Source organism: Duganella dendranthematis (assembly GCF_012849375.1).
In the GTDB taxonomy this organism is placed as follows: Bacteria; Pseudomonadota; Gammaproteobacteria; order Burkholderiales; family Burkholderiaceae_D; genus Rugamonas; species Rugamonas dendranthematis.
Genome location: NZ_CP051684.1, coordinates 1174550 through 1197884, shown reverse-complemented (window position 1 = coordinate 1197884; position 23335 = coordinate 1174550). Strand labels below are relative to the sequence as shown.

At 64.6% G+C, this 23335-nt stretch carries 22 protein-coding genes and 1 pseudogene; 15 read left to right on the top strand and 8 right to left on the bottom strand.

From position 1 onward, the window contains the following. The first annotated feature begins 164 nt into the window (after window positions 1-164). A complete protein-coding gene (locus tag HH213_RS05565) occupies window positions 165-707 on the top strand; it encodes a hypothetical protein (RefSeq protein ID WP_161044861.1) in 543 nt (180 codons plus the stop codon). Between the two features lie 57 nt (window positions 708-764). Here the strand turns inward: HH213_RS05565 and HH213_RS05560 are convergent, their stop codons facing one another. Next, window positions 765-1820, bottom strand: coding sequence for an FUSC family protein (locus tag HH213_RS05560; RefSeq protein WP_169111299.1), 1056 nt, complete (start codon window positions 1818-1820; stop codon window positions 765-767). A 105-nt stretch (window positions 1821-1925) separates the two neighbouring features. On the opposite strand from HH213_RS05560, the pseudogene HH213_RS30625 reads away from it, so the two are divergent. Continuing rightward, a pseudogene (locus HH213_RS30625) lies at window positions 1926-2812 on the top strand (LysR family transcriptional regulator). Here the strand turns inward: HH213_RS30625 and HH213_RS05550 are convergent. Then, a complete protein-coding gene (locus HH213_RS05550) occupies window positions 2800-3543 on the bottom strand; it encodes a substrate-binding periplasmic protein (protein WP_169111297.1) in 744 nt (247 codons plus the stop codon). The pseudogene HH213_RS30625 and the gene HH213_RS05550 sit on opposite strands and share 13 nt — an antisense overlap. A 97-nt stretch (window positions 3544-3640) precedes the next feature. Here HH213_RS05550 and HH213_RS05545 point away from each other — a divergent pair, with 97 nt between their 5' ends. Both HH213_RS05545 and HH213_RS05540 read left to right on the top strand, forming a co-directional pair. Beyond that, window positions 3641-4915 carry an aminotransferase class V-fold PLP-dependent enzyme gene (locus HH213_RS05545; RefSeq protein WP_169111295.1) on the top strand — a complete coding sequence of 425 codons (1275 nt, stop codon included), beginning with the start codon at window positions 3641-3643 and terminating at the stop codon, window positions 4913-4915. A 243-nt stretch (window positions 4916-5158) separates the two neighbouring features. Beyond that, complete coding sequence (locus tag HH213_RS05540; protein ID WP_199240426.1) at window positions 5159-5992, top strand: alpha/beta fold hydrolase; 834 nt, start codon at window positions 5159-5161, stop codon at window positions 5990-5992. Window positions 5993-6016: 24 nt separating this feature from the next. On the opposite strand, the gene HH213_RS05535 is transcribed toward HH213_RS05540, so the two are convergent. Both HH213_RS05535 and HH213_RS05530 read right to left on the bottom strand, forming a co-directional pair. Then, window positions 6017-7381, bottom strand: a complete 1365-nt coding sequence (locus HH213_RS05535) for a PepSY-associated TM helix domain-containing protein (RefSeq protein WP_229263310.1) — start codon at window positions 7379-7381, stop codon at window positions 6017-6019. Between the two features lie 63 nt (window positions 7382-7444). Further along, a complete protein-coding gene (locus HH213_RS05530; protein ID WP_169111291.1) occupies window positions 7445-7789 on the bottom strand; it encodes a DUF2946 domain-containing protein in 345 nt (114 codons plus the stop codon). Window positions 7790-8570: 781 nt separating this feature from the next. Here HH213_RS05530 and HH213_RS05525 point away from each other — a divergent pair. Continuing rightward, complete coding sequence (locus tag HH213_RS05525; protein ID WP_169111289.1) at window positions 8571-9224, top strand: TonB family protein; 654 nt, start codon at window positions 8571-8573, stop codon at window positions 9222-9224. On the opposite strand, the gene HH213_RS05520 is transcribed toward HH213_RS05525, so the two are convergent. Further along, complete coding sequence (locus tag HH213_RS05520) at window positions 9225-9632, bottom strand: response regulator (RefSeq protein WP_110844960.1); 408 nt, start codon at window positions 9630-9632, stop codon at window positions 9225-9227. A gap of 195 nt (window positions 9633-9827) precedes the next feature. On the opposite strand from HH213_RS05520, the gene msrA reads away from it, so the two are divergent. The 8 genes from msrA (at window position 9828) to HH213_RS05480 (ending at window position 16615) form a co-directional block, all read left to right on the top strand. Further along, complete coding sequence (gene msrA, locus HH213_RS05515) at window positions 9828-10325, top strand: peptide-methionine (S)-S-oxide reductase MsrA (RefSeq protein ID WP_169111286.1); 498 nt, start codon at window positions 9828-9830, stop codon at window positions 10323-10325. Window positions 10326-10436: 111 nt separating this feature from the next. Beyond that, a complete protein-coding gene (locus tag HH213_RS05510; RefSeq protein ID WP_110844958.1) occupies window positions 10437-10835 on the top strand; it encodes a DUF1842 domain-containing protein in 399 nt (132 codons plus the stop codon). Window positions 10836-10867: 32 nt separating this feature from the next. Next, the gene (locus HH213_RS05505; protein WP_169111284.1) at window positions 10868-11884 is read left to right on the top strand and encodes a cupin-like domain-containing protein; all 1017 of its coding nucleotides are present in this window, start codon (window positions 10868-10870) and stop codon (window positions 11882-11884) included. A gap of 39 nt (window positions 11885-11923) precedes the next feature. Then, on the top strand, window positions 11924-12655 hold the full coding sequence (locus HH213_RS05500) for a YoaK family protein (RefSeq protein WP_169111282.1): 732 nt from the start codon (window positions 11924-11926) through the stop codon (window positions 12653-12655). An 18-nt stretch (window positions 12656-12673) separates the two neighbouring features. Further along, on the top strand, window positions 12674-13372 hold the full coding sequence (locus HH213_RS05495; RefSeq protein WP_169111280.1) for a TetR/AcrR family transcriptional regulator: 699 nt from the start codon (window positions 12674-12676) through the stop codon (window positions 13370-13372). Next, window positions 13372-13860: an arsinothricin resistance N-acetyltransferase ArsN1 family B gene (locus tag HH213_RS05490; protein WP_169114982.1), complete on the top strand. Its 489-nt coding sequence runs from the start codon at window positions 13372-13374 to the stop codon at window positions 13858-13860. The genes HH213_RS05495 and HH213_RS05490 overlap by 1 nt, the downstream gene beginning before the upstream one ends. Window positions 13861-13931: 71 nt before the next feature. Further along, window positions 13932-16151 (top strand): ATP-binding protein, encoded by a 2220-nt coding sequence (locus HH213_RS05485; protein ID WP_169111278.1) that lies wholly within the window; start codon window positions 13932-13934, stop codon window positions 16149-16151. A gap of 8 nt (window positions 16152-16159) precedes the next feature. Next, window positions 16160-16615 (top strand): response regulator, encoded by a 456-nt coding sequence (locus tag HH213_RS05480; protein ID WP_110844952.1) that lies wholly within the window; start codon window positions 16160-16162, stop codon window positions 16613-16615. Here HH213_RS05480 and HH213_RS05475 read toward each other — a convergent pair. Then, window positions 16602-18221: a response regulator gene (locus HH213_RS05475; protein WP_169111276.1), complete on the bottom strand. Its 1620-nt coding sequence runs from the start codon at window positions 18219-18221 to the stop codon at window positions 16602-16604. The genes HH213_RS05480 and HH213_RS05475 overlap by 14 nt on opposite strands. A 127-nt stretch (window positions 18222-18348) precedes the next feature. Here HH213_RS05475 and HH213_RS05470 point away from each other — a divergent pair, with 127 nt between their 5' ends. Further along, window positions 18349-18933, top strand: coding sequence for a biliverdin-producing heme oxygenase (locus HH213_RS05470; protein WP_308494528.1), 585 nt, complete (start codon window positions 18349-18351; stop codon window positions 18931-18933). Here HH213_RS05470 and HH213_RS05465 read toward each other — a convergent pair. Further along, window positions 18896-20017 (bottom strand): branched-chain amino acid ABC transporter substrate-binding protein, encoded by a 1122-nt coding sequence (locus tag HH213_RS05465; protein ID WP_169111272.1) that lies wholly within the window; start codon window positions 20015-20017, stop codon window positions 18896-18898. The genes HH213_RS05470 and HH213_RS05465 overlap by 38 nt on opposite strands. Window positions 20018-20278: 261 nt before the next feature. After that, window positions 20279-22774 (bottom strand): hypothetical protein, encoded by a 2496-nt coding sequence (locus HH213_RS05460; RefSeq protein ID WP_169111270.1) that lies wholly within the window; start codon window positions 22772-22774, stop codon window positions 20279-20281. A 180-nt stretch (window positions 22775-22954) separates the two neighbouring features. Here HH213_RS05460 and HH213_RS05455 point away from each other — a divergent pair, with 180 nt between their 5' ends. Next, window positions 22955-23308, top strand: coding sequence for an ElaB/YgaM/YqjD family protein (locus HH213_RS05455; protein ID WP_110844947.1), 354 nt, complete (start codon window positions 22955-22957; stop codon window positions 23306-23308). Window positions 23309-23335: the final 27 nt, after the last annotated feature.

The window sequence follows — 23335 nt, the reverse complement described above, 5'->3', positions numbered from 1 at the left end:
ACTGGCCTACCCAACTCAGGGATGCCGCGCGTTTCGCATGGCATATGTGTCCGCACTTCCTTTGCGATTGTCGTGAAAATTTGTCGCCTGCGATGATGATGTCTCCAGCCAACCTGCTCGAACTTTCCAAACGTTTAGATGCATTTCATTTCAGGAGAATTATCATGACTGTTATCCGTACCGACCTGGTGTTGTCGCAATCCGCCTTCAGCCACATCGTCGACGTGCCGTTTGAACAAATCGATATCGCCAAGTGGCTGTTCGCCTTGCCCGATGCGGAATACCAGCGCTGCGCGCCGCCCGACCACATCGCCGCCGGTGCCACCTTCACCGATGACGGCCGCCGCATGTCCATCAACGTGGAGATGATCGGCACCGGCCTGGTGGTGCAGCATTACGTCGGCGACATCACCGAAGCGGCGCATTGCCGCATGGTCTCCACCTCCGACGTCTTCACGCCCAACGGCCGCACCAAGGTGCAGGTGATCTGGGATCTGAGCGCGAAGAAAATCGACGACAACCGTACCGAGTACACCAACAGCGTGGTGTCGCATCCGACCGAAGAGTTCCTCGACTTCATCAAGGCACATGGCATCTCGTGGGAGCAGGCGTGCGCCGACCGCCAGGCCTCGTCGGGCGACCACAATCGCCGCGAGACGCCGCTGTTTGCTGAAAGCATCGCCCGCGCGGCGCGTGCCAACGGCTGATTGTGGCGGTTGCGGATTCCGCATCAACCGCCATGGCCGAGCGGGACGCTTGGCAGCTTACTTTCTGAAGCGCTCCGTCAGCGGCCACAGGGTCAGTGTGGCGACTATGGCGATGGCGCTGCCGAGCAGGTTGGTTTCCAGTCGCGCCAGTGCGTAGTTGTATTCGTTGAAGACTGGCATGGCGTAGTCGGCCACCAGTACGAAGGAGGGCGTCAGGAAGGCGACGAAGACGCCGTAGCCCACTGGCCGCAAAGTCATCGTCAGGCCGATCAGCGGGAACACCGCCAGCGCGATTGCCAGTGGCGACGTTGCAAGGCCGCTGATGGCTACCGCGATGATGGTGCCGACCACCGTGCCAACCGCGCGCTCGACGCTACGCGGCAGCGTGCCCGAGGCGGACGGTTGCAAGATCAGCAGCACTGCCATGGTCGCCCAATACCCGTTCGACAGATCCAGCATGTGCACCGTCAGGTAGGCCACGGTGGTGGCGATGCCGAGCCGCAGCGCGAAGTGCACGCCGTCGCTGGACAGCGAGGCGTGGTTGCGCAGATGCCGCCAGCCTTCGCGCACGCTCCGCGCGCCGGCGGCGTGCCAGCTGGTGGCGTAGTGCTCCGGCGCGAAAGGGCGGATCTGCCAGATCACCACGCTCAGCGCGGTGGCGAACAGGCAGCCGAACAGGTACACGCCCAGGTAGGCCATGCCGCCGCTGCCGCCATGCCACGGCCGGTCCACCATCACCACGCAGGCGGTGGCGGCCAGGATGGCGACCTGGTAGGCCTTGGCGCCCCACACGCGCGCCAGTCCGGCGCCGGTGACCACCACCAGAATGGCCAGCGCGCCGGCCGCCGTGCCCAGGCTGGCGGCGTAGGTGGTCAAGCCGCCGGCCACGGTCGACAGCACGGCGAACGACAGCATCGACGCCAGCCGGTTACGTGCAGTGTCGGAGGCGGTAGCCAGCGAGGTCCAGAAAGCGCCAATCGCCGCCCACGCAAAGTCCGGCGCGTGCAGCGCGCAGCCCACCAGCAGCATGATGGCGGACGCCGAGGCGGCGCGCATGCCTTCCAGCAGGTTGGCCTTGTCGGTGGCGTGGGTGAGCAGGGATTTGAGCATCATGAGGTCCAGCTTAAGCGCACACGCTCCGCGAATCCAATATTTCGTGCTAGTCTCTTCAAGACGAAAAAGATATCGCAACATGCTCTTCAAGATGAAAGGACAACGATGGAGTTTCGCCAGTTACGCTATTTTCTGGCCGTGGCCGAGCACCTGCACTTCACGGTAGCGGCTGAGCGGCTGGGCATTGCGCAGCCGCCGTTGAGCCAGCAGATCATCAAGCTGGAACGGGAGATCGGCACGCAGCTGTTCATCCGCCATCCGCGCCGCGTGGAGTTGACTGCGGCAGGGGTGATTTTCAAAGAGCGCGCGCGGCGCGTGCTGGACGACGCCAACGACGCGCTGGAACATGTGAAGATGGCGGCGCGCGGCGAGAGCGGCAACCTGTCGATCGGTTTCGCCGGGTCGACGGTGTTTCATCCGACCGTGGCGCGTCTGCTGCGCCGCTTCCGCGAGGACTATCCGGGGGTGAAGATCCGCACCGAGGAGAGCAACAGCACGGCGCTGCTGGGCAAGCTGGCCGACGCCCAGGTCGATTGCGCCATGATCCGCCTGCCCTCGATTGCGGCGACCTGACCGTGACGCCGCTGGTACAGGAGAAGATGATCGCGGTGCTGCCCAGCGGCCATGCGCTCGGCCGGCGCCGCACCATCGACTTGAAACAGCTGGCGGCCGATCCGTTCATCCTGTACCCGCGCGCCATCAATCCGGAGCTGTACGACGCCATTATCAGCGCCTGCCACGTGGCCGGCTTTTCACCCAGGATCGAAATGGAGTCGCCGCAGATTTCGTCGGGCGTCAACATGGTGGCGGCGGGCTTCGGCGTGGCCATCATTCCGGAGTCCATCGGCCAGTTTCGTTCCGAAGGCGTCACCTATCAGGACCTGCGCAATCAGGGACTGGGCACGGCGATTGCGCTGATCACGCGGCCGCGCGAGAAGTCGGTCACGGTGCAGAACTTCACCGAGATGGTCAAGCAGTTTTACCGGCGCTGAGGGCGATGTAGCAACTCGTCCAGCACGCGTTTCTGGCGCAGCTGGCGGCAGGCCGTTTGCAGCGCGGCGATGGTGGCGGCGTCGAGCTTGGGCTCGGCGTACAGCGCCACCCGGCCGCTCGCCAGCGTATAGCGCGGACTGACCTCGCCGGCCGCTTTACCCAGCGCATATTCGATGCTGTCGCGCACGCCGAGCACCACATCCAGCCGGCCGGCCTGCAGCATGCGCACGCCCTGGTCGTAGCTGTCGAAAGCGTGTTTGCGGATGCGCGCTTCGGCCTCCAGTTCCGGGCTGTAGCCGGAGTGACGCAGCGTGCCGACGGTTTTGCCGAACAGGTCTTCCATGCGCTGGAAGCGGAAGCCGCTGCGGCCGAACACCACAATATCGACCGTGCCCACGTAGTCGATGCCGCCGCCTTTGGCGCTGGTGTCGATGATCAGCATCAGGTCCGCACCGCCGCTGTTCAGCATGTGCGGCGCACGGCCGTACGGCACCGGAATGGGTGTGATCGGCACGCCGCTCAGCGTCGCCATTTGTGCGCATAAGCCGATCAAGGCGCCGATCGGCCGGCCATGCGCGTCGTTGCTGGCCCACGGCATCAGGTTGACCATCGTCAGGCGCAGCGGCGCGCGTGCACTGGCGGCGGAGGCCGACGATGTCGCCGGCAGTGCGCCGAGCGCCGCGATGGAGGCCATGGACGCCAGGGCACGGCGGCGTGTTGGTACATGCATGGAATGCTCCTCGTGCGCGTTATTCTTCCCGTATTATGCCCATGAGCTGGCGAAAGCTGTGCAACTGGTTTGCGATACTAACTTCTGGAGGTACGGAATGGATGGATTTCAAGCGGGGCGGCGCAGGTTGTTGGGGGCGGCTGCGGGGATGACGGCGCTGGCGGTGCCGGGCGTTTCGTCGGCATTGCCGGCGGCGCCGTCGTCGTCGGCGGACTGGGAGGCGGTCGCGCAAAGTTACGACGTCGCCGGCGATATCGTCAATCTGGAAAACGCCTATTACGGCATCATGGCGCGGCCGGTGGTGGAGGACTTCAAGCGCAATATCGATTACCTGAACCGCAACAACTCCTACTATCTGCGCCGTCAGTTCGACCACGCCGGCATGGAGCAGCTGCGCGCGCTGCTGGCGACACACACCGGCGTGGCGGCGGAAGAACTGGCGATCACGCGCGGCGCCACCGAGTCGCTGCAAAACCTGATCTGCAATTATCGTTTGCTCAAGCGCGGCGACACCATCATGTACGCCAATCTCGATTACGACGCCATGCAGTACGCGATGAACGATCTGGCCCAGCGCAACGGCGCTAAAGTGGCGCTGGTGAAGATCCCTGAGCCTATCAACCGCCAGACCGCCATCGACGTCTATGAACAGGCCTTGCGCCAGCATCCGCGCACCCGCCTGCTGCTGCTCACGCACGTCAATCACCGCACCGGCTTTGTGCTGCCGGTTGTGGAAATCATCAAGCTGGCCAAGGCGCGCGGCGTCGATGTGATCCTCGACGTGGCGCAGTCGTGGGGACAGCTGGACTACAAGCTGCCCGACCTGGGGGCGGATTTTATCGGCGCCAATCTGCACAAATGGGTTGGTGCGCCGCTGGGCACGGGTTTTCTGTATATTCGCAAAGAGCGGCTGGCGGATATCGGCATTGAGCGAGGCGACGAGGATTATCCTGCCGGCGATATCCGTTCGCGCGTGCATTCGGGTACCTTCAACGCTGCGGCTTTGATGACCGTACCGGCGGCGCTCAAGCTGCACGCCGAAATCGGCGTCGCCAATCGCGGACGCCGCCTGCGCGAGCTGCGCGATTACTGGGTGCGGAAGGTGCGCGGCATGGACGGCGTGCAGGTCCTGACGCCCGATGAGGCGGGCAGCTATGGCGCGGTGACCTCGTTCCGCCTGCGCGGTCACACCTCGTTTGAACAGAACGCGGCGCTGGTCAACCGGCTGGTGGAGGAATACCGGATTTTCACCGTGGCGCGCAAGGGGCCGGTGGGCGGCGCCTGTATCCGGGTCACCCCCGGCTTGTTCACCCGCACCGGCGATCTGGATCAGCTGGTGTCCGCAATCAGTCACTTATCCAAAATGGGATAAGCCTACCTTTAGGCGGGTTACAAAAGAGGGTCGGTTCGGTTCCAATGTGATCTGGCTTTGCCACATCAATCACATAAGAAGGAGTATCACGTGAATTCCGAAAAGACTTCCTCCGACGTCAGCTCATCCCGCCGCTCGGCCATCGTCGGCGGCCTGGGTGCTGTTGCCGCCGCAGCGGCTGGCCTGCCTTCGATCGCCTCGGCTGCGACATCTTCCACCACCCCTCATCAAGGAGCATTCAACATGGACAGCGGTTTTGTTACAGTAAAAGACGGTAGCCAGATTTTCTACAAGGACTGGGGTCCTAAAGACGCACCAGTCGTCTGGTTCCACCACGGCTGGCCGCTGAGCTCGGACGACTGGGATGCGCAGATGATGTTCTTCCTGCAGCACGGCTACCGCGTCATCGCCCATGACCGTCGCGGTCACGGCCGTTCGACCCAGACCGACCATGGCAACGACATGGACACCTACAGCGCCGACACCGCCGCCGTAGTCGCGGCATTGAAAGTGAAGAGCGCGATCCACGTGGGTCACTCGACCGGCGGCGGCGAGGTAGTCCGCTACGTGCGTCAACACGGCAAAGGTCTGGTGACCAAGGCTGTGCTGATCAGCGCCGTGCCACCAATCATGGTGCAATCGGCCACCAATCCGGACGGCGTGCCGCTGAAAGTCTTCGACGACATCCGTCAGGGCACCGCGTTCAATCGTCCACAGTTCTACATGGACCTGACGATTCCGTTCTACGGCTACAACCGTCCAGGCGCCAAAGTGTCGGAAGCGATTCGCCAGAACTGGTGGCGTCAAGGCATGAACGGTGGCGTTAAAGCCGCCTACGATTGCATCTTCCAATTCGCCCAGGTGGACTTCACCGAAGACCTGCGCGCGCTGGATATCCCAGTGCTGGTGCTGCACGGTGAAGACGACCAGATCGTCCCATTTGGCAACAGCGGCGCGAAATCGGTCAAGCTGCTCAAGCATGGCAAGCTGATTTCCTACCCAGGCTTCCCACACGGCATGCCGACCACGCACGCCGATGTGATCAACCCGGACCTGCTGGCCTTCTTCAAGTCCTGATAGCCGGTTGGCGCAGACCGTCCCTTAAAGTGATGGTCTGCGCCTTGCAGTAAGCAGGGCCGCCAGCAGCATTGACGCGCCCAGCAACGGAAACATCATGCCGGTGACGACGGCAATGATGATGGCGCCCAGCGCCAGGCGATCCCCATCCCGGCATGGCGGCGGTGCAAAGCTGCCCGTGGGTCTACGTTTCCACCACACCACCACGCCGCTCACGCACAGCAGCATCAGCGCGACGCAGCCGAGCAGCATCACCATCTGATTGATCCAGCCATATTCCCCACCCTGATGCACGCTGACGCCCCATTCGGTAACGCGGCCAATCGCGCCGATGCGGTCCGCGCCGAGGTCCATTAGCACCTTGCCGCTGTACTGGTCGAGATGGATCACGCGCCGTCCGGCCAGCTGGCGCGGCGTGCGGATGGCGCTATAGACGGCTTGCGCGTCTTGCGGCAGCACCAGCCGGTAGCCTTGGCGCAGGCCGGCGGCGGCCAGCGTGCTGACTGCCTGGTCGGCGCTAACGCGGGCAATGCCGGCCGGCGCGACGGGGCCGTGGTGGCCGCCATGCCCGTGGTGTTCGGCGTGCGGATCGTCGGAGGCGGGCAGTGGTTGCTGCTGCAAGGTCCAGGGCAGGTCGCCCAGCGCGGAAGCGGGGACGGTGGAATGCGGCAGGTTGCGCCACATGCCGTTCGGCGCGCCAAGATCATGTTCGCTGAGCCAGCGGTTGACTTGCTGGCCCCAGACCGCAGTCCACGGCATGCCGGTCAGCGCCAAAAACAGGATGACGATGCCGCCGAAGGCGCCGGTGACGGCGTGCAGGTCGCGCCACCAGTTGCGTCCTGTGGCGCCGGGACGGATGCTGATCACGCCGTGACGGCGGCCGCGCGGCCACCACAGGTAGGCGCCGGTCAGTATCAGCACGATGATCCAGCCGGCCACGGTTTCGATGACCATGCGGCCGCCGTTGCCCAGTACCGTCAGCGAATGCAGGTGCTTCACGAAGGTCATCACGCGCGCCGATTCGTCGATAGCGCCGAGCACTTTGCCGGAGGCGGGATCGATGAATACCTGGCGCACTTTGCCGCCGGCTTGCGTGACGTCTACCTGCACGCTGTGCGTGTCGTCGTCCGGCAGCGTGATGGCTTTGACGTCGCCGGGTTCGGCGCGCAGGGCGGCGGCGATCAGCTGTGTCGGCGCCAACGTTGGCCTGGGGTCGGCTTCGCGCAGTAGCAGGCGGGCGTAGATGACGTCGTCGATCTGCTGGTGGAACAGGTAGGCGGCGCCGGTCAGCGCCAGTAAAAAGATAAAGGGCAGGCAAATCAGGCCGGCATAAAAATGCCAGTGCCAGACGCGCCGGTACATTCCGGACGCGGAGGACGGGTGGGACATGAGCAATCTCCAGCTTTACAGATGCGAAAGCGCAGCGCGCTAACAGCGCTGCGGACGAACGGATTAGATCAAAGCGGGAGGCGCGCGTGGATTGGCGGTCGACCAGGCGAATAGCGGCGACGGCGCGTGGTAATACAGCGCAGGGAAAATCGGCTGCGCGCGGTGCAGCGGAAAGTGCCATGCCGACTGTGGCGGCAACGCGGGCGGCGTCGCGTGCGCGGCGCAGTAAGGACAATGTTCGAAGGCGTGCACAATCGCGTCCGACAGCGACTTGCCCGGTGGCGCCTTGACGCCGGCTATGGTACACAGCTCCAGCCCCGGAACGCCGCCGGCCCCCGACATCGCATGCGACACGGCAGGCGCAATCGCACTAAATAGCAGCGCCAGAATGGCGATCCACAAGTGCAAGACGTTCCGTTTATCCGATAGGCGCATCCACCAATTATACCCACCCGCGCTGCGCTATCTTACATGACTTGGATCATGCGGCGTGTGGCTGAACTTCAGTAGGCTGGAAGTCTCATCCGTCTACCGGGGCGCTGCATGAACCAGAAAGAAAAAAGCACACTGGATTGCTGGCAGAATTTTGTCGTCACGCTATACCGTCACTTTTGGTATTGGCTTCTTAATTGGCGTGATTTTTTCTGCTGTGTTTGGTTACCTGTCCACTGAACCCGTTCGCCTGCTTCACAATGTGTTACCGGCTTCCGGTGCGGCTATTGTATTTATATTCGCCGCGCATATTATTGAGAGATCCTTTCGTCACGTACGTGGCAAAGAAGATTTCTTTGAGTTTTTGACAGATAAGTAGGAGGCACTAATGGACCCCTTCTCTGTTTTTTTTAATGGTAGGCATGGGCATTTGCGCGCTAATGGGTATTCGGGTTGCTTACGATTTGTACCGGACGTTTTTTATGTACAGCAAGCTGGTGCAGAGCTTGGCGAAAGATCCCGAATTTCTACAGCATGCTTCGCACACCTGGGATGATGAACAGTTTGAAAGATTGCGCATTGTGGTGCGCAATCATATCTAGCGTCTCCGCTTTCCCAATCCGGCACAAATAGTATGGCCGTTGAACCAAACGCCCGTGGCCAACCGCTTCAGTTATGTGCGTGGCTTGGCGAGCGCTGCCGAGAAACGTGCTCAGCAGGCTCAGTAAGAAGCTGACAAGTAAGCTATCATCGCGGCATGAACCGGAAACTTCTTGCCCTCGCCGCGATCTCTGCGGTGTTTGGCGTCATTAATTTCGCCAGCCGTGCCGCCCAGTCGGGGCAGCAGGCGCCGTTTCAGGCCTTGGTCAGCCCGGCCAGTTGCGCGCAGCCGCAGTGGCCGGCTGAGGCGCGCCGCTATGAAATCGAGGGCGCGACGACGATCCGCTTTGAAATCGGCAGCGACGGTCGGGTGCTGCATCCGTCGGTGACACAGGGCAGCGGCTGGCAAATCCTCGATCAGGCGGCGCTGCAAGGCATCGCCAGCTGCGTGTTCCAGCCGGATCTGCCAGCCGCCAGCAAGCAGACGGTGTTCCCGTTACAGTACGTGTGGAAATTGAGCGGCACGCCGGCGGCGCGGCCGGTGCTGCTGGCCGACAGTTGCCCGCCGTCCGACCGCTTTGCCACTTTCCGCGCGGCCGACCAGCGGCCCAGCAATGCCGATGGCATCCTGCTGCGTTTTCTGGTGAACGCCGACGGCGCGCCGACCCGCGTGGTGGCCGAGCCGAACGGCCAGCCGCCGGCGCTGGTGGCGCAGGCGGTTGGCTATCTGCAAAGCTGCCGCTTCGGCTACGCCGCCGGTCAGGCCGGCGAACGCACCGATACCGGTTTCGGCCGGGTGTTGCTGAAGTGACTAGGCGGCGCTGGTGTGCATCTGCGCGCGCGCGGCCAGTGCTTCGCGCACCGCGTTCAGGATGCGTTCCAGGTTGGCCGGTTTGATCACGTGGGCGTCGAAGCCGGTGTCGATCACGCGCTGGCGGGTGACGACGTCGCCCCAGGCGGTGAAGGCGATCAGCGCCACCTGGTCGAAGTCCGGCACGGCGCGCAGCGCGGCCGCGACCTGGTAGCCGTCCATGCCGGGCATGCCGAGGTCCAGCAGCACGGCGTGCGGCTCGAAAGTGCGCACCGCTTCTAGCCCGGTCAGGCCGGTGTAGGCGACTGCGGTGCGATAGCCGTGCAGTTCCAATAGTTCGGCCGAGATGTCGGCCGCTTCGCTGTTGTCGTCGACAACGAGAATACGTTGGGTAGTGGTCTGGTCCATGATATGAACGAAAAATGAAACGTTGCGTTCGGCTGGGTCCAGGCCGGAGGAGAGAGGGCGCGACAGGGAAGGGGCACGCGAGCCAAAGAAATTTGGCTTTCCTAGCGTCAATTATAGTGCTTATTCCGCTGTTTGCTTGAAGAATCGTCGAGATGTCTCCAAATTAGCTAAGAACATTTATTGAAAGGAACGAATATGAGCACGGAAAAAGCCATTCTGGCCGGCGGATGCTTCTGGGGCATGCAGGATCTGATTCGCAAAATGCCGGGCGTGGTGTCCACGCGGGTCGGCTACAGCGGCGGCGACGTCGCCAACGCCACCTACCGCAACCATGGCACGCACGCCGAGGCGATCGAGATCAGCTTCGATCCGGCCGTGCTCAGCTACCGCAAAATCCTGGAATTTTTCTTCCAGATTCACGACCCGAGCACCGCCAATCGGCAAGGCAATGACCTTGGTACGAGTTACCGTTCGGCTATTTATTATGCTGATGAGAAACAACGTGAGGTGGCCGAGGACACCATCGCCGATGTTAACGCCTCTGGTTTGTGGCCGGGCAAAGTGGTCACCGAACTGGCCCCGTTTGGCCCGTTCTGGGAAGCCGAACCGGAGCATCAGGACTATCTGGAACGCATTCCGAACGGCTACACCTGCCATTACATCCGTCCGGGCTGGGTCTTGCCCAAGCGGTAAATTGTCTTTATAAACAGCGGCTTACGAATCGGAAGGTAACCGGAAGGCAATTCTGTGGCGGTCCGCCTACAGTGCAGAGCATGTTTTCAGCTCTTCACTTTAGGAAATGCCATGAGTCAGTTATTTGCCGCCGTTTATGAAATCCACAGCGCCGCCCTGGGCCGTCCGTCGCTGCGTCTGAACCTGGTTGTCAACCGCGAAACCGAGAGCGTGGTCGGCACCGCGGTGCTGGAAACCGTCACCGGCGAAGTGCACGAAATGTCGGTGCGCGGTCACCACATGGAGATCGATACCGGCGAGCCGATGCAGGCCATCGTGCTGGCCGGCACGCCGCCGATTTTCGGCGCGCAGAGCGATCAGCCGACGTCGTTCCAGATGTTGCTGGTGTTGCCGACTGCATGGAAAGATGGCCAGGCTTGTTATAAGATGAGTTTCGGCAAAGTGTTCCCGCGCGTGATCGATGTCCGCGACGGCGTGGCGCGTGCAGTGTTGCCGGAAACTGTGTATTAAAAAAGCAACAATGCAAAAAGGATAGCTCGCCGATGAACCGCCAGGATGCCGTGCCGCCGATCGCTGTCAACGATTCCTGGCGCGGCTGGATCGCCGAGAACCTGATCCTCGGCGGCCAGCCCGGGCATCTGGCCGGCATCATGGTCCAATCCGGCATCGCCGAGGCGGCGGCGCGCGCCGAGGTCGAGGCGGCGCTGGCCAGTCCCTATTTGCGCGGGGTGGCGCGGTTGCACAACCGGCTGGCCAAGCGCGACTGGGTGCTGGGCATCCAGTCTCGGCTGAATCAGCTGGCGCCGGCCGAGGTGCCGCGCCGCGAGCGCCTGTCGGGCGACGCATTCCTGCACGAGTTCTACCAGCGCAACCAGCCGGTCATCATCACCGGCATGCTGGACGACTGCGCCGCGCGCGAAAAATGGACCTTCGACTACCTGGCCGCGCAGTTGGGGCAGCGCGAGGTGGAAGTGCAGTTCGGCCGCAACGCCGATCCGGACTACGAGATCAACAGCACCTCGCACCGCCGCCGCATGCCGTTCAGCGACTATGTGGCGCTGGTGCAAAACGCCGGCGTTACCAACGATTTCTACATGACCGCCAATAACGACGGCCAGAACCGCGCCGCCTTGCAGGAGCTGATGGCCGACCTGCCGCCGCTGGACGCCTATCTGCAGCCGGGCAGCAGCGGCTTTTTCTGGTTTGGCCCGGCCGGCACCATCACGCCGTTCCACCACGATCTGACCAACAACTTCATGATCCAGATCGCCGGGCGCAAGCGGGTGCGGCTGGTGGCGCCGTGCGACACGCCCAGGATGTACAACCAGCGCCACTGTTTTTCACCGGTGGACGGCCGACACATCGACCTGGAGCGCTTCCCGCTGATGGCCGGCGTGCCGGTGCGCGAGTGCGTACTGGCGCCGGGCGAGATCCTGTTCCTGCCGGTCGGCTGGTGGCATTTCGTCGAGGCGCTGGATGTCACCATCACCATCTCCACCACCCACTTCCACTGGGACAACGACTTCTACAGCCAATATCCGGCCACCCAGGACTTCTGATTTACAATCGACGGGCGACATTCCTCACGGAGACCCGTCATGCCCATGCACTATCTGCGCACCTACGCCAGTCCGCAGCGCACCGATCTCAGCAACCGCCGGCTGGGGCGCGCGCTGGCGTTTGTGGCCGGGGCAGTCAATGCGGGCGGCTTTTTCGCGGTCGGCCAATACACGTCGCACATGTCGGGCGTGGTGTCGGCGCTGGCCGACAATCTGGCGCTGGGCCAAGGCGGGCTGCTGCTGGCGGGGCTGGCGTCGCTGGCGGCGTTTTTTCTCGGCGCCGCCACTTCGGCCATCCTGATCAACTGGGGCCGGCGCCGCGCCGCGCACAGCTGTTACGCGCTGCCGCTGCTGCTGGAGGCGGCGCTGTTGCTGGCCTTCGGCTTGCTCGGCGCACGGGTGGCGGCGCACGGCCATATCGCCGCCACCGTCGCGCTGCTGTGCTTTGTGATGGGGCTGCAAAACGCCATCGTCACCAAGGCCTCGCGCGCCGAAATCCGCACCACCCACGTCACCGGCCTGGTGACCGATATCGGCATCGAGCTGGGCAAGCTGTGTTACTGGAACCGCGCTGCTGACGTCACGCCTGTGACGGCCGATCACCGCCGGCTGGCGCTGCTCGGCTCGCTGCTGGCGATGTTCTTGGCGGGCGGCGTGGCCGGCGCCTTCGGCTTCCAGCAATTGGGCTTCGCGGCCACGTTGCCGCTGGCGGCGGCGCTGCTGCTGTTGGCCATCGTGCCGCTGCTGGACGACGTGCGCGGACGTAATTAGTTGGTCTATACTTCCCGCATGAACGAAATCCTCACCACTCCAGCACCCAATCACCAGCAGCGCGTCGGCATCGAACGGCGCGAGCGCACCCGCGCGCTGCTGATCCGCAGCGCCATCGACGTTTTCGCCCGGCTCGGCCCGGACGCGCCGGTGATCGACGACTTTATCGCCGCCGCCGGCGTGGCGCGCGGCACGTTCTACAATTATTTCAAGACCACGCACGAGCTGCTGGCGGCCGTCACCGAGGACCTCAACGAAGAGCTGCTGGGCGTGGTCGATCCGCAGGTGCTGCGCTACGACGATCCGGTGGTGCGGTTTTGCGTCGGCACCCGGCTGTATGTGTATTTTGCGCTGCGCTATCCGGTGTGGGGCACCTTCCTGACGCGCATCGGCCCGGCGCACGCGGTGCGCGGGCGGCGGCTGGACCGCTACCTGTTGCGCGACCTGGAACTGGGCCTGGCCAGCGGCCGCTTTGCCGCCAGCAGCGCGCTGGCGCTGCGCGACATGATTCTGGGTTCGCTGTTCTTCGGCATCGAGACCCAGCTGACCGAGGGCGGCGGCGGGCCGCAGCACATCGAGGAAATGCTGACGGTGGTGCTGCAAGGCATCGGCTTGCCGGCCGACGAGGCGCGCGCCATCGCCTTCATGCCGCTGCCGGACACCGGCCCGATGGCCTCGCCGCTGTTCGCCTCGTTGCGTCCGGCGACCGACAATTGATGCTGCGCGCCGCCACACCGGAGGACGCCGGCGCCATCGCCGCCATCTACAACCACTACATCGCCACCACCACCATCAGCTTCGAGGAGCGCGCGGTCACGGAAGAGGAGATGGCGCAGCGCATCCGCGACGTCAGCGCCGTGCTGCCGTGGCTGGTGCGCGAGGACGCCGCCGGCCAAGTGACCGGCTACGCCTACGCCACCAGATGGCGGGTGCGCAGCGCCTACCGTTTCTCGGCCGAAACCAGCGTGTATGTGGCGCCGGGGCAGGGCGGGCAGGGCATCGGCAGCGCGCTGTACACCGCGCTGCTGGACCAACTGCGCCAGCGCGGCGTGCACATGGTGATCGGCGGCATCGCCCAGCCCAATCCGGCCAGCGTGGCGCTGCATGAGCGGCTGGGCTTCGTCAAGGTGGCGCATTTCAGCGAGGTCGGGCGCAAGTTCGACCGCTGGATCGACGTCGGCTACTGGGAATTGAAACTGGGCTGAGGCGTGCGGCGGCGTTGGCTAGAACTTGCTATCATGCAGGCCTGATAACTTCGTATTTTTGCGTCCAGACAATGCCCCAGGATAGTCCCGCCATCGATCTCACCAGCTGCGACCGCGAACCGATTCGCACGCCCGGCGCGGTGCAGCCGCACGGCTTTTTGCTGGCGCTGGACGAGCAACTGACGGTGCGCCAGGTCAGCGCCAACCTGGCCCCGTTCACCGGGATGACGCCGGAGCAGGCGCTGGGCCGGCCGCTGGCCGAGGTCATCGGCGCCGAAGGCGCAGCGCTGCTGGCCCCGCACCTGACGGCCGGCGGGCTGCGCGAGCAGCCGGCCTATCTGGCCACCGTGGTACAGAGCGCGTCACGCTTCGACGTGCTGGCCCATGCGTGGGACGGCTTGCTGCTGCTGGAATTCGAGCCGGCCAGCGGCGCCGGCAGCGATCTGCAGCAGCTGTATCCGCTGGTAGGCGATTTCCTCAACAAGATCAGCGACGCCGACACCATCGCCGAACTAAGCCGACTGGCGGCGGAGGACATCCGCGCCCTGACCGGCTTTGGCCGGGTGATGGTGTACGCCTTCGACGAAGACGGCCACGGCACGGTGCTGGCCGAGTCGCTGGCCGACGGCTACGACAGCTATCTGGGCCAGCGCTTTCCCGCCAGCGACATTCCGCGCCAGGCGCGCGCGCTGTACGTGGCCAACCGGGTGCGGCTGATTCCGGACGCGCACTACACGCCGGCGCCGCTGGTGCCGCCGCAGCATCCGTTCGGCGGCCACGCCAGCGACCTGTCGTTTGCGGCGTTGCGTAGCGTGTCGCCGGTGCACCTGCAATACATGCGCAACATGGGCACGCTGGCGTCGATGTCGGTGTCACTGGTGGTCAAGGGCAAGCTGTGGGGACTGATCTCCTGCCACCATGCGCAGCCGCACCGGCTCAGCTTCCACCAGCGCACCGTGTGCGAGCAGCTGGGGCAGATCCTGGCGCTGCACATCAAGAACCGCAGCGACGCCGACGAGTTGCAGTTCCGCCTCGAAGTGCGGCGCGCCATGGTGCGCATTCTCGGCGGCCTGACCCAAGGCGCCGACTTCATCGAAAACCTGCGCAGCGTGCTGCCCGAGCTGCTGCACTTCGCCCGCGCCGGCGGGGTCGCCATCGTCATCGGCGAACGGCTGATTACGTTTGGCGACACGCCGTCCGAGGAACAGATCCAGGCGCTTGCCGCCTGGCTGAATGGAGAGGTGCACGACGACGTGTTCCACAGCGCCCACCTGGCGGCGCGCTATGCGCCGGCAGCCGCCTACACCGATTGCGCCAGCGGCCTGATGGCGATGCAGATCTCGCGCATCCACCCGCACTACCTGCTGTGGTTCCGGCCCGAGCACGTGGTGCAGATCGACTGGGCCGGGCGTCCGGACGACAAGCCGGCCGGCCCGTTCGGCCAGCTGTCGCCGCGCAGCAGTTTCCAGCTGTGGCGCGAGACCATCCATGGCAACAGCGAGCCATGGCGCGACGGCGAGGTGGAACTGGCGCTGGAATTCCGCACCGCGCTGCTGGGCATCGCGCTGGAGCGCGCCGAACAGATGGCCGATCTGGCCGAGGAACTTGGCCGCGCCAACAAGGAGCTGGAGGCGTTCTCGTATTCGGTGTCGCACGACCTGCGTGCGCCGCTGCGCCACATCGTCGGCTTTGCCGACCTGCTGCTGGAGGCGGCCGCCAACGACAATCAGGAACGCCGCCAGCGCTTCCTGGTCAACATCAAGGACGCGGCGCGGCTGGCCGGCAAGCTGGTCGACGATTTGCTGAGTTTTTCGCAGATGGGCCGGGCGGCGTTGCGGCCGGTGCCGGTGCGCATGGAGCAGCTGGTGCGCGGCTGCATCGACAAGCTGTCGCCGGACTTGCCGGCGCACCGCATCGAGTGGGTCATCGAACCGCTGCCGGAGATCATCGCCGACCCCACCTTCCTGCAGCTGGCCTTGTATAATTTGCTGTCGAATGCAGTCAAGTTCACCAGCACGCGCGATCCGGCGGTGATCCGTATCAGCAGCGTGCAGTTGCCGGGCGAGACTGTGTTCCACGTGGCCGACAATGGCGTCGGCTTCAACATGGAATATGCCCACAAATTATTTGGCGTATTCCAGCGCCTGCACCGGATGGAAGATTTCCAGGGCACCGGCATCGGCCTGGCCAATGTGCGCCGTATCATCGAGCGCCATGGCGGCCGCGTCTGGGCCCACTCGGTGCCGGGAGAGGGCGCCACGTTTTCGTTTGCTTTACCCGTAACTGATTGAGACCGACTATGTTAAAGCCCATCCTGCTGGTGGAAGACAATCCCAACGACCTGGAACTGACCCTGATCGCGCTCGAGCGCAGCCAGCTGGCCAATGAAGTGGTCGTGGTACGCGACGGCGCCGAAGCGCTCGACTACCTGCACGCGCGTGGCGCGTACGGCAGCCGCGACCAGGGCAACCCGGCGGTGGTGCTGCTGGACCTGAAACTGCCCAAGGTGGATGGGCTGGAAGTGCTGGCCGAGATCCGCGGTTCGGCGACGCTGAAAAGCATCCCGGTGGTGATGCTGACCTCGTCGCGCGAAGAGCAGGACCTGGTGCGCAGCTACGAGCTGGGCGTCAACGCCTATGTGGTCAAGCCGGTCGACTTCACCGAATTCGTGCGCGCGATCGCCGACCTGGGCATCTTCTGGGCGGTGCTCAACGAACCGCCGCCGGGATCGCAGCGCTACGTCAAGCCGCTGTAGAAGCGGCGCGCTGCCCCAGCAAGTGGCGGATGCGCGCGCTCAATGTTTCGGCGCTGTACGGTTTCGGCAACAGGTTGACGCCCGGCGGCAGCTTGCCGTCGTGCGCCAGCACCCCCTCCGCGTAACCCGACGTGAACAGAATCTGCGCCTGCGGCAGCTTGCGCTTGACCAGCTCGCTCAAGGCCAGGCTGCTGACGCGGCCCGGCATGACGACGTCGGTAAACAGCAAGTCGATGTGGGCGCCGTCTTCGATCAGCCGGGCGGCCTGTTCGCCGTCGACGCTGCTCAGCACATCGTAGCCCAGTGCCGCCAGCAGGTCGGCGGTGGCGGCGCGCACATCTTCCTCGTCCTCCACCACCAGAATGGTTTCGGCGCCGCCGCGCAGTGGTACGGCCGTGTCTGGCACGGTGCCGGCCGGCGTGCCGTGGCTGCGCGGCAAATAGATCTGCACGCAGGTGCCGTGGCCGACCTCGCTGCGCAGCGCGATCTCGCCGCCCGACTGCTTGACGAAGCCATACGCCATGCTCAGGCCGAGGCCGGTGCCCTGGCCGGTCGGCTTGGTGGTAAAGAACGGCTCAAACGCGCGTTGCAGCACTTCCGGCGGCATGCCGGCGCCGGTGTCGGCGATTTCGATCAGCACATAGTCGCAGCCGCACGGACCTTGGTTGTCCGGCAGCGGCGCGCCAGCGGCGACATTGCGGGCGCGGATGGTCAGCGTGCCGTCGCCGTGCATGGCGTCGCGGGCGTTAATCGCCAGATTCAGGATCACGTTGTTGAGCTGGCCGACATCGACCTCGGTGTGCCACAGCTGCGGCGCCAGGTCGGTCAGCACCTGGGCCTGCGCGCCCAGCACGCGGCGCAGCATGTCGTCCATATTGGCCAGCAGCGGCGCCAGCGCCACCACCGCCGCCTGCAAGGGCTGGCGACGGGCAAAGGCCAGCAGGTGGGCCGCCAGCCGGGCGCCGCGCTCGACGCCGTTGAGGGCGTTGTCGACCCGCGCCAGCCCCTGCGGATTGACGCCGCCGATCATCTTGACCAGCTGCAAATTGCCGCCGATGACCTGCAGCACATTGTTGAAATCGTGGGCAATGCCGCCGGTCAGCTGGCCGATGGCTTCCATTTTTTGCGACTGGTGCAGCGCGGCCTGGCTGGCGCGCAGTTCCGCCTCGCGCTCGCGCAATTCCAGGAAGGCGGCGTCGCGCTGGCGGCGCGCCTGGTAGGCGGCGCTGTGATAGCGGATGCGCGCCTCCAGTTCGCGCGCCTCCGGCCACTTGACCAGATAATCGTTGGCGCCGAGCGCGAAGGCGCGTGCCTTGGTATCGGCGTCGTCCTCGGACGACAGCAGGATGACCGGCACATGTTCCGTTTCGGGGGCGGCGCGCAGCAGTCGGATGACGTCGAAGCCGTCCGGCCCCGGCATGCGCAGGTCGACCAGCACCACGCTGGCCGCGGTCTCGCAGCATAGCTTCACCGCCAGCTCGGCGCGGGCGTCGTAGCGCAGCCGGATGTCGGCCTGCTGCGACAGGCGATAGCCGATCAGGTCCTCGGCCATGGCTTCGTCATCGATCAGCAGCACGGAACAAAAAGAGGCAGGAATGTCGTTCATGGGCGCGGCAAAAAAAAGATGATTAAAATTTTACCTGAGCGCGGCCCTCTGCGATGGTGCCATAGCGTACCGTGCGCGGGTAATGACTGTGTAGAATCGTCACTTCATGTTGAATCTGGGGAATATATTGGATGTCTTGACCGCCCTGCGCGCCGCCACTGCCGACCGTCACGCCGAGCTGGACTCGCGCACGCCGCTGGCGGCCGCCGCGCCGGACCTGCGCGCCTACCGCGATCACTTGCAGTTGCTGGAGACGTGGCTGGCGCCGCTGCAAGCGTGGCTGGACAGCTACCCGGATGGCCCACGCCAGCAGATGCCGCCCCGCGATTATCTGGCGCAGCTGCGTATCGACCTGGCCGATCCGTCGCTGCAAGGGCTGCCCGCCGCCACGCCGCTGGCGGCGCAGCCGCCATGGCCGCCGCAGGCCAGTGCCGCCTATCGTTGGGGCGTCAGTTATGTCATCGAAGGTTCGCAGCTGGGCGGGGCGGTGCTTTACAAGCGCCTGGCCGCATCATTGGCGCCGCATCCACTGGGCTATCTGCGCGGACAGGGCTCGCCCGGCCCGCGCTGGCAGCAGTTCCTGGCCGCCCTGCGCGCCGACGTGGTGACGCCGGTGCAGGTCGAACAGGCATGCCAGGGGGCCCAGCAAGCCTTCGACAGCCTGATCGGGCTGCTTAATAGCTGGTCAACGGCACCGGCTGGCCGCCCTTGAAGGTGAAGATGGTCACCGGCGACTGCTTCATGTCGCCCTTGGCGTCGAAAGCATAGGTGCCGGCCACGCCCTGGTAGGAGCCGGCGCTGATGATGGCCTGCACTTTTTGCGCATCGATCGAGTTGGCCTTTTGCATGCCTTGCGCGTACAGCATCACCGCATCGTAATAAGCGGCGGCGTAGACGTCGGCGTCCTGCTTGAAGCGGGCCTTGAACTTGGCCTTGAAGGCCGGGCCGGTGGCGGCCTTGTCGAGGATGGCGCCGCCTTGCGAGCACAGCACGTTGTCGCCGACGGTGTCGCCGCCCAGCTTGCCCATTTCGGCGGTGCAAATGGTGTCGCCGCCCAGCAGCTTGGCGGTAATGCCCAGCTGTTTCATCTGGCGCGCCATCGGCGCGGCTTGCGGCGCGTAGCCGCCGAAGAAAATCGCCTGCACGTTCTTGGTCTTCAGCTTGGTCAGGATGGAGGTGAAGTCGAACGCCTTGTCGTTGGTGAATTCGTGGCCGGCCACGGTCATGCCGGACGCCTTGGCCTGCTTCTTGAATTCTTCCGCCAAGCCCTGGCCGAAGGCGGTGCGGTCGTCGATCACGGCGACGTTTTTCAGTTTCATTTCATTGGCGGCGTACAGCGCCATTTTCGAGCCCAGCTGGGAGTCGCTGGCGTTGACGCGGTACAGGCCTTTGTAGCCTTGTTGGGTCAGCTTGGGGTTGGTGGCGACGCTGGCCACCAGCGCGCCGGCGTCGTTGTAGGCGCGCGAGGCAGGGATGGCGACACCCGAGTTGTACGGGCCGACCACGTAGTGCACGCCAGCGTCGATCAGTTTCTGGGCGGCGGCCATGCCGGCTTTCGGGTCGCCCTGGTCGTCTTCCGACAGCAGTTCGAATTTCAGCTTCTTGCCGGCCACGGTGATCGGCTTGGCATTGAGTTCTTCCACCGCCAGGCGGGCGCCGTTTTCATTGTCCTTGCCGGCAAATGCCTGGGCGCCGGACAGCGGGCCGCTGTGGCCGATTTTGATGACGGTGTCCTGGGCATGGGCGCCAAAGGCGGCCAGCAGGGCCAGGGCGGCGGCGGTGTGCTTCAATTTCATGCGATCTCCTGTTTGTTGATGCGATGATTATCGCTAAAAACGCAGAATATTATCGTGCGAGTTGCGCTAGCAAACAGGGAGTCTTCAAAATTTAATTTGGCCGGCCGTGCCGGTGGCGGGGCGATGTGGCGAGCGCGCCCCGCGCCAGTGCACTCGCCGGCATGCGGTGCGCGGTCCGCACGGTCGCGGTGCGCCGCCCGGCGCGAATGACGGAGCGGCGCGTCGCCAGAGCGGAATGCCGCGCCCGGCGAGGCGTCGGGGTTACGGTGCGTTGCCGATGCTGCGGGTGGCGCTGGTGGCGTTGACCGCGCCCACACGCGGAATCGCGGCGGTGGCGGCGCGGGCGGCATTGGCGGTGGTGCCGGCAATGTCGTTGACGTTGTAGGCGGCAATGGCGGCGGCCAGCGCTGGATTGGCGCGCAGATCGGCCGGCGTGTTGACGACGTTCTGTGCTGCGGCCACTTGGGCGGCGTTGGTCTGCTCGGCGGCGGCTTGCGCTGCGGCTGCCTGCTGAGCGGCATTGGCGGCGGCAGCGGCTTGCTGGTTGGCGTCGGCGGCGGCAGCGTTGGCGGCGGCCAGGCTGGCGGCGGTCTGCTGTACGGCCGCGGCTTGTTGCGCGGCGACGTTGGCTGCGGTGGTGGCGGCATCGGCGGTGCCGACGTTATTCTGCGCCAGGCGAGATTGCGCGGCGGCCGCCACGGCGGCTGCGTTCTGCGCGGCCATGGCGTCAGCGGCATTCTGCGCGGCCTGGGCCTGCACGGCGGCCGACTGCGCTGCCGAGTTGGCGATCGCCACCTGGGCGGCAGCGGCCTGCGCGGTCTGGGCTTGCTGCGCGGCGGTGGCGTTGGCCGGCAAGGTCGGGATGTTCTGTACGGCGTTCTGGGCCGCCACGGCTTGTTGCTGCGCCTGCTGTGCGGCGCCGGTGGCGGTGGTGACGGTGGCCGTGGCCTGCTGACGCGCTGTTTGCGCCTGTGCGGTGGCCTGCGCCTGCTGGGCTGCGGTCAGCGCGGTTTGCTGCGCCTGCTCGGCGGCGGTCGGTGCGGCTTGCTGGGCTTGCTGTGCCGACGCCGCATTCGCTGCATTCTGGGCCTGTCGGGCATTTTGCGCCTGCAGACTGGTTTGGGCGCGTTGCGCCGCCAGCGTCTGCTGCGCCTGCTGTCCTTGCAACGCGGCCTGGGCTTGCTGCGCGTTCTGCGCCTGCTGCCCTTGCAATGTGGCTTGGGCTCGTTGCAACGTCTGTGCCTGCTGGCTTTGCAGCGTGCCTTGCGCTTGCTGTGCATTCTGCGCTTGCTGGCCCTGGCGCGCCGCCTGGGCTTCCTGTGCGGCGCGAGCCTCCTGTTGCGCTTGCTGCGCGGCCTGATTCAGTTGCAAGGTTTGCTGCAAGGCCGATACCTGGGCCGCCTGCGCCTGCTGGGCGTTCTGCACCTGCGTGGCCGCCTGCTGCACTTGCGCTTGTTGCGCGGCGCGTGCCTGGTCGAGCTGGGTTTGCTGGTTGAGCGCCGCCTGCGTCTGTTGGGCCTGCGTCAGGTTGGCTTGCTGCGTCGCTGCTTGCAGCAACTGCGCTCGCTGGGCATCGGCGGTCTGGTCGGCCTGCGCCAGTTGCGCCGTCCGCAATTGATCGGCCTGCGCCTGCTGTGCGGCTTGCTGGGTTTGCTGCGCGGTCAACTGGTTGGCCTGCAGCTGCTGGGCGTTGGTTTGCTGATCCTGCAATTGCTGTTGCGCCAGTGCCTGATTGGCCTGTTGCTGGGCGTTGGTCTGCTGTGCGGCCTGAGCCTGCTGGGTTTGCGCCAGATTGGCTTGCTGGGTGGCTTGTGCCTGCTGGTCGGTGGTGGCCTGGTCAAGCAGGGCTTGTTGCAGATTGGCCTGCTGGACGTTGGCCTGTGCCTGTTGCGCCGCTTCCGCCTGCTGTTGCTGCACGATGGGCGATGGCGTTTCCGGCTGCTGCGCCGTATTCGTTTGCTCCAGTTGCGCGCGCTGTGCCGACAAGCGGTCGGCCGCCGTTTCCGGCAGCGGGTTCTGCGACAGGTTATCGATTTCCTGTCGCGCCAGGTCCAGTCGCGTATTGGCCGACAGTTCTTCCGGCGTCAAGCCGGCGCGCTGCTGCACGTTCAGACTCTGGAACGGATTGCTGCCCAACGCAGGAAACTGCGCGCTGCCCGCCACGCTGAGTTGCTCGGCAAATTCGGTTGCCAGCGTGCGGAAATTGTTCAGGGTATTGTCCAGCGTCGATGTGGTCTGCTGATTGTTGGCGTTGAAGGCGGCGCGGAGTTGCTCCGGTTCCAGCGACAGGCCGCCGGTTAGTGCCGACAGCAACGGCGGCTGCAAGGTCACGCCCAGTTGCGCCAGATTCTGCGCCTGCGTGGTGGTGCTATCGTTGAGCTGCTGGTTCAGGCTGCTGACCAGGTTGTTCAACAAAGATCCTTGCAGCGGTTGGCCCTGATCGAAATCCACAGTCGGCAGCAGGTTGAACGCATCCACCACATTCTGCACCGCCGTATTGACGGTATCGGCGCGTTGCGCAGTGTCGAGCAAGGTGTTGCCCTGCACCTGAGATAACTGCTGCTGAGCGTTGGTCACCGACAACAGAAAGCCCGCTACCGGCGACAAATCCACCGTCACCGACGCCGCCGGTGGCGCATCCAGCGCGCTGCCGACCGCATTGATGGTGGCGTTATTCACCGCCGCCGTTTCCGAAGCGCGGTTGACCGCTTGCAACTCCGTCGTCGCCGATGGCGTCAGGGATGAGATGGGAAACATTGCCGCTCTCCAAAAGTAGGTATGGCTCACGTATAGCATGCTCCGATGTGGCAGCCGCGTCCGTGTGTCATTTCACATAGCCGGCCATTTTGCACACTGTGTGTTCCCGCACGGTCAAGCGCGCTGGTCAAGCCTATCGTAAGCCTTCCAACCCCGAACAACCCACGAGAGGATCGCATTATGGATAACAGCATCGATACCAAAATCAACAGCACCCGCGACGGCGTTACCCAAATCGGCAAAGACCTGCGCGCCGACGCCCACGCTGCCATTGACAAAGTCGCCGACAAAGTGCCGCCGACCACCGACCGTCTGGCCAGCCAGGCCCACACCGGCGTCGACAAAGTTGCCGACACCGTGGAAAGCACCTCCGACACGCTGGCCGCACGCAGCAAGCAAGTCGTTGAATCGTACAAAAACTTCACCGAAGCGAGCCGCACCCACGTGCGCGCCAATCCGGTGATCTCGGTACTGGTGGCAGCGGCCGCTGGTTACGGCATCTCCAAGCTGCTGGGTTCGCGCGGCAGCAAGTAAATTTTTCGTTGGCCCGGCTGGTGTCAT

Coding starts and splice junctions, on each gene's coding strand:
- HH213_RS05520 (WP_110844960.1), bottom strand. CDS start 9,632: ATGGACCAGACCACTACCCAACGTATTCTCGTTGTCGACGACAACAGC.
- HH213_RS05535 (WP_229263310.1), bottom strand. CDS start 7,381: ATGTCCCACCCGTCCTCCGCGTCCGGAATGTACCGGCGCGTCTGGCAC.
- HH213_RS05490 (WP_169114982.1), top strand. CDS start 13,372: ATGCTGCGCGCCGCCACACCGGAGGACGCCGGCGCCATCGCCGCCATC.
- HH213_RS05455 (WP_110844947.1), top strand. CDS start 22,955: ATGGATAACAGCATCGATACCAAAATCAACAGCACCCGCGACGGCGTT.
- HH213_RS05565 (WP_161044861.1), top strand. CDS start 165: ATGACTGTTATCCGTACCGACCTGGTGTTGTCGCAATCCGCCTTCAGC.
- HH213_RS05500 (WP_169111282.1), top strand. CDS start 11,924: ATGCCCATGCACTATCTGCGCACCTACGCCAGTCCGCAGCGCACCGAT.
- msrA (WP_169111286.1), top strand. CDS start 9,828: ATGAGCACGGAAAAAGCCATTCTGGCCGGCGGATGCTTCTGGGGCATG.
- HH213_RS05495 (WP_169111280.1), top strand. CDS start 12,674: ATGAACGAAATCCTCACCACTCCAGCACCCAATCACCAGCAGCGCGTC.
- HH213_RS05540 (WP_199240426.1), top strand. CDS start 5,159: ATGGACAGCGGTTTTGTTACAGTAAAAGACGGTAGCCAGATTTTCTAC.
- HH213_RS05510 (WP_110844958.1), top strand. CDS start 10,437: ATGAGTCAGTTATTTGCCGCCGTTTATGAAATCCACAGCGCCGCCCTG.
- HH213_RS05505 (WP_169111284.1), top strand. CDS start 10,868: ATGAACCGCCAGGATGCCGTGCCGCCGATCGCTGTCAACGATTCCTGG.
- HH213_RS05460 (WP_169111270.1), bottom strand. CDS start 22,774: ATGTTTCCCATCTCATCCCTGACGCCATCGGCGACGACGGAGTTGCAA.
- HH213_RS05475 (WP_169111276.1), bottom strand. CDS start 18,221: ATGAACGACATTCCTGCCTCTTTTTGTTCCGTGCTGCTGATCGATGAC.
- HH213_RS05525 (WP_169111289.1), top strand. CDS start 8,571: ATGAACCGGAAACTTCTTGCCCTCGCCGCGATCTCTGCGGTGTTTGGC.
- HH213_RS05550 (WP_169111297.1), bottom strand. CDS start 3,543: ATGCATGTACCAACACGCCGCCGTGCCCTGGCGTCCATGGCCTCCATC.
- HH213_RS05465 (WP_169111272.1), bottom strand. CDS start 20,017: ATGAAATTGAAGCACACCGCCGCCGCCCTGGCCCTGCTGGCCGCCTTT.
- HH213_RS05545 (WP_169111295.1), top strand. CDS start 3,641: ATGGATGGATTTCAAGCGGGGCGGCGCAGGTTGTTGGGGGCGGCTGCG.
- HH213_RS05485 (WP_169111278.1), top strand. CDS start 13,932: ATGCCCCAGGATAGTCCCGCCATCGATCTCACCAGCTGCGACCGCGAA.
- HH213_RS05560 (WP_169111299.1), bottom strand. CDS start 1,820: ATGATGCTCAAATCCCTGCTCACCCACGCCACCGACAAGGCCAACCTG.
- HH213_RS05480 (WP_110844952.1), top strand. CDS start 16,160: ATGTTAAAGCCCATCCTGCTGGTGGAAGACAATCCCAACGACCTGGAA.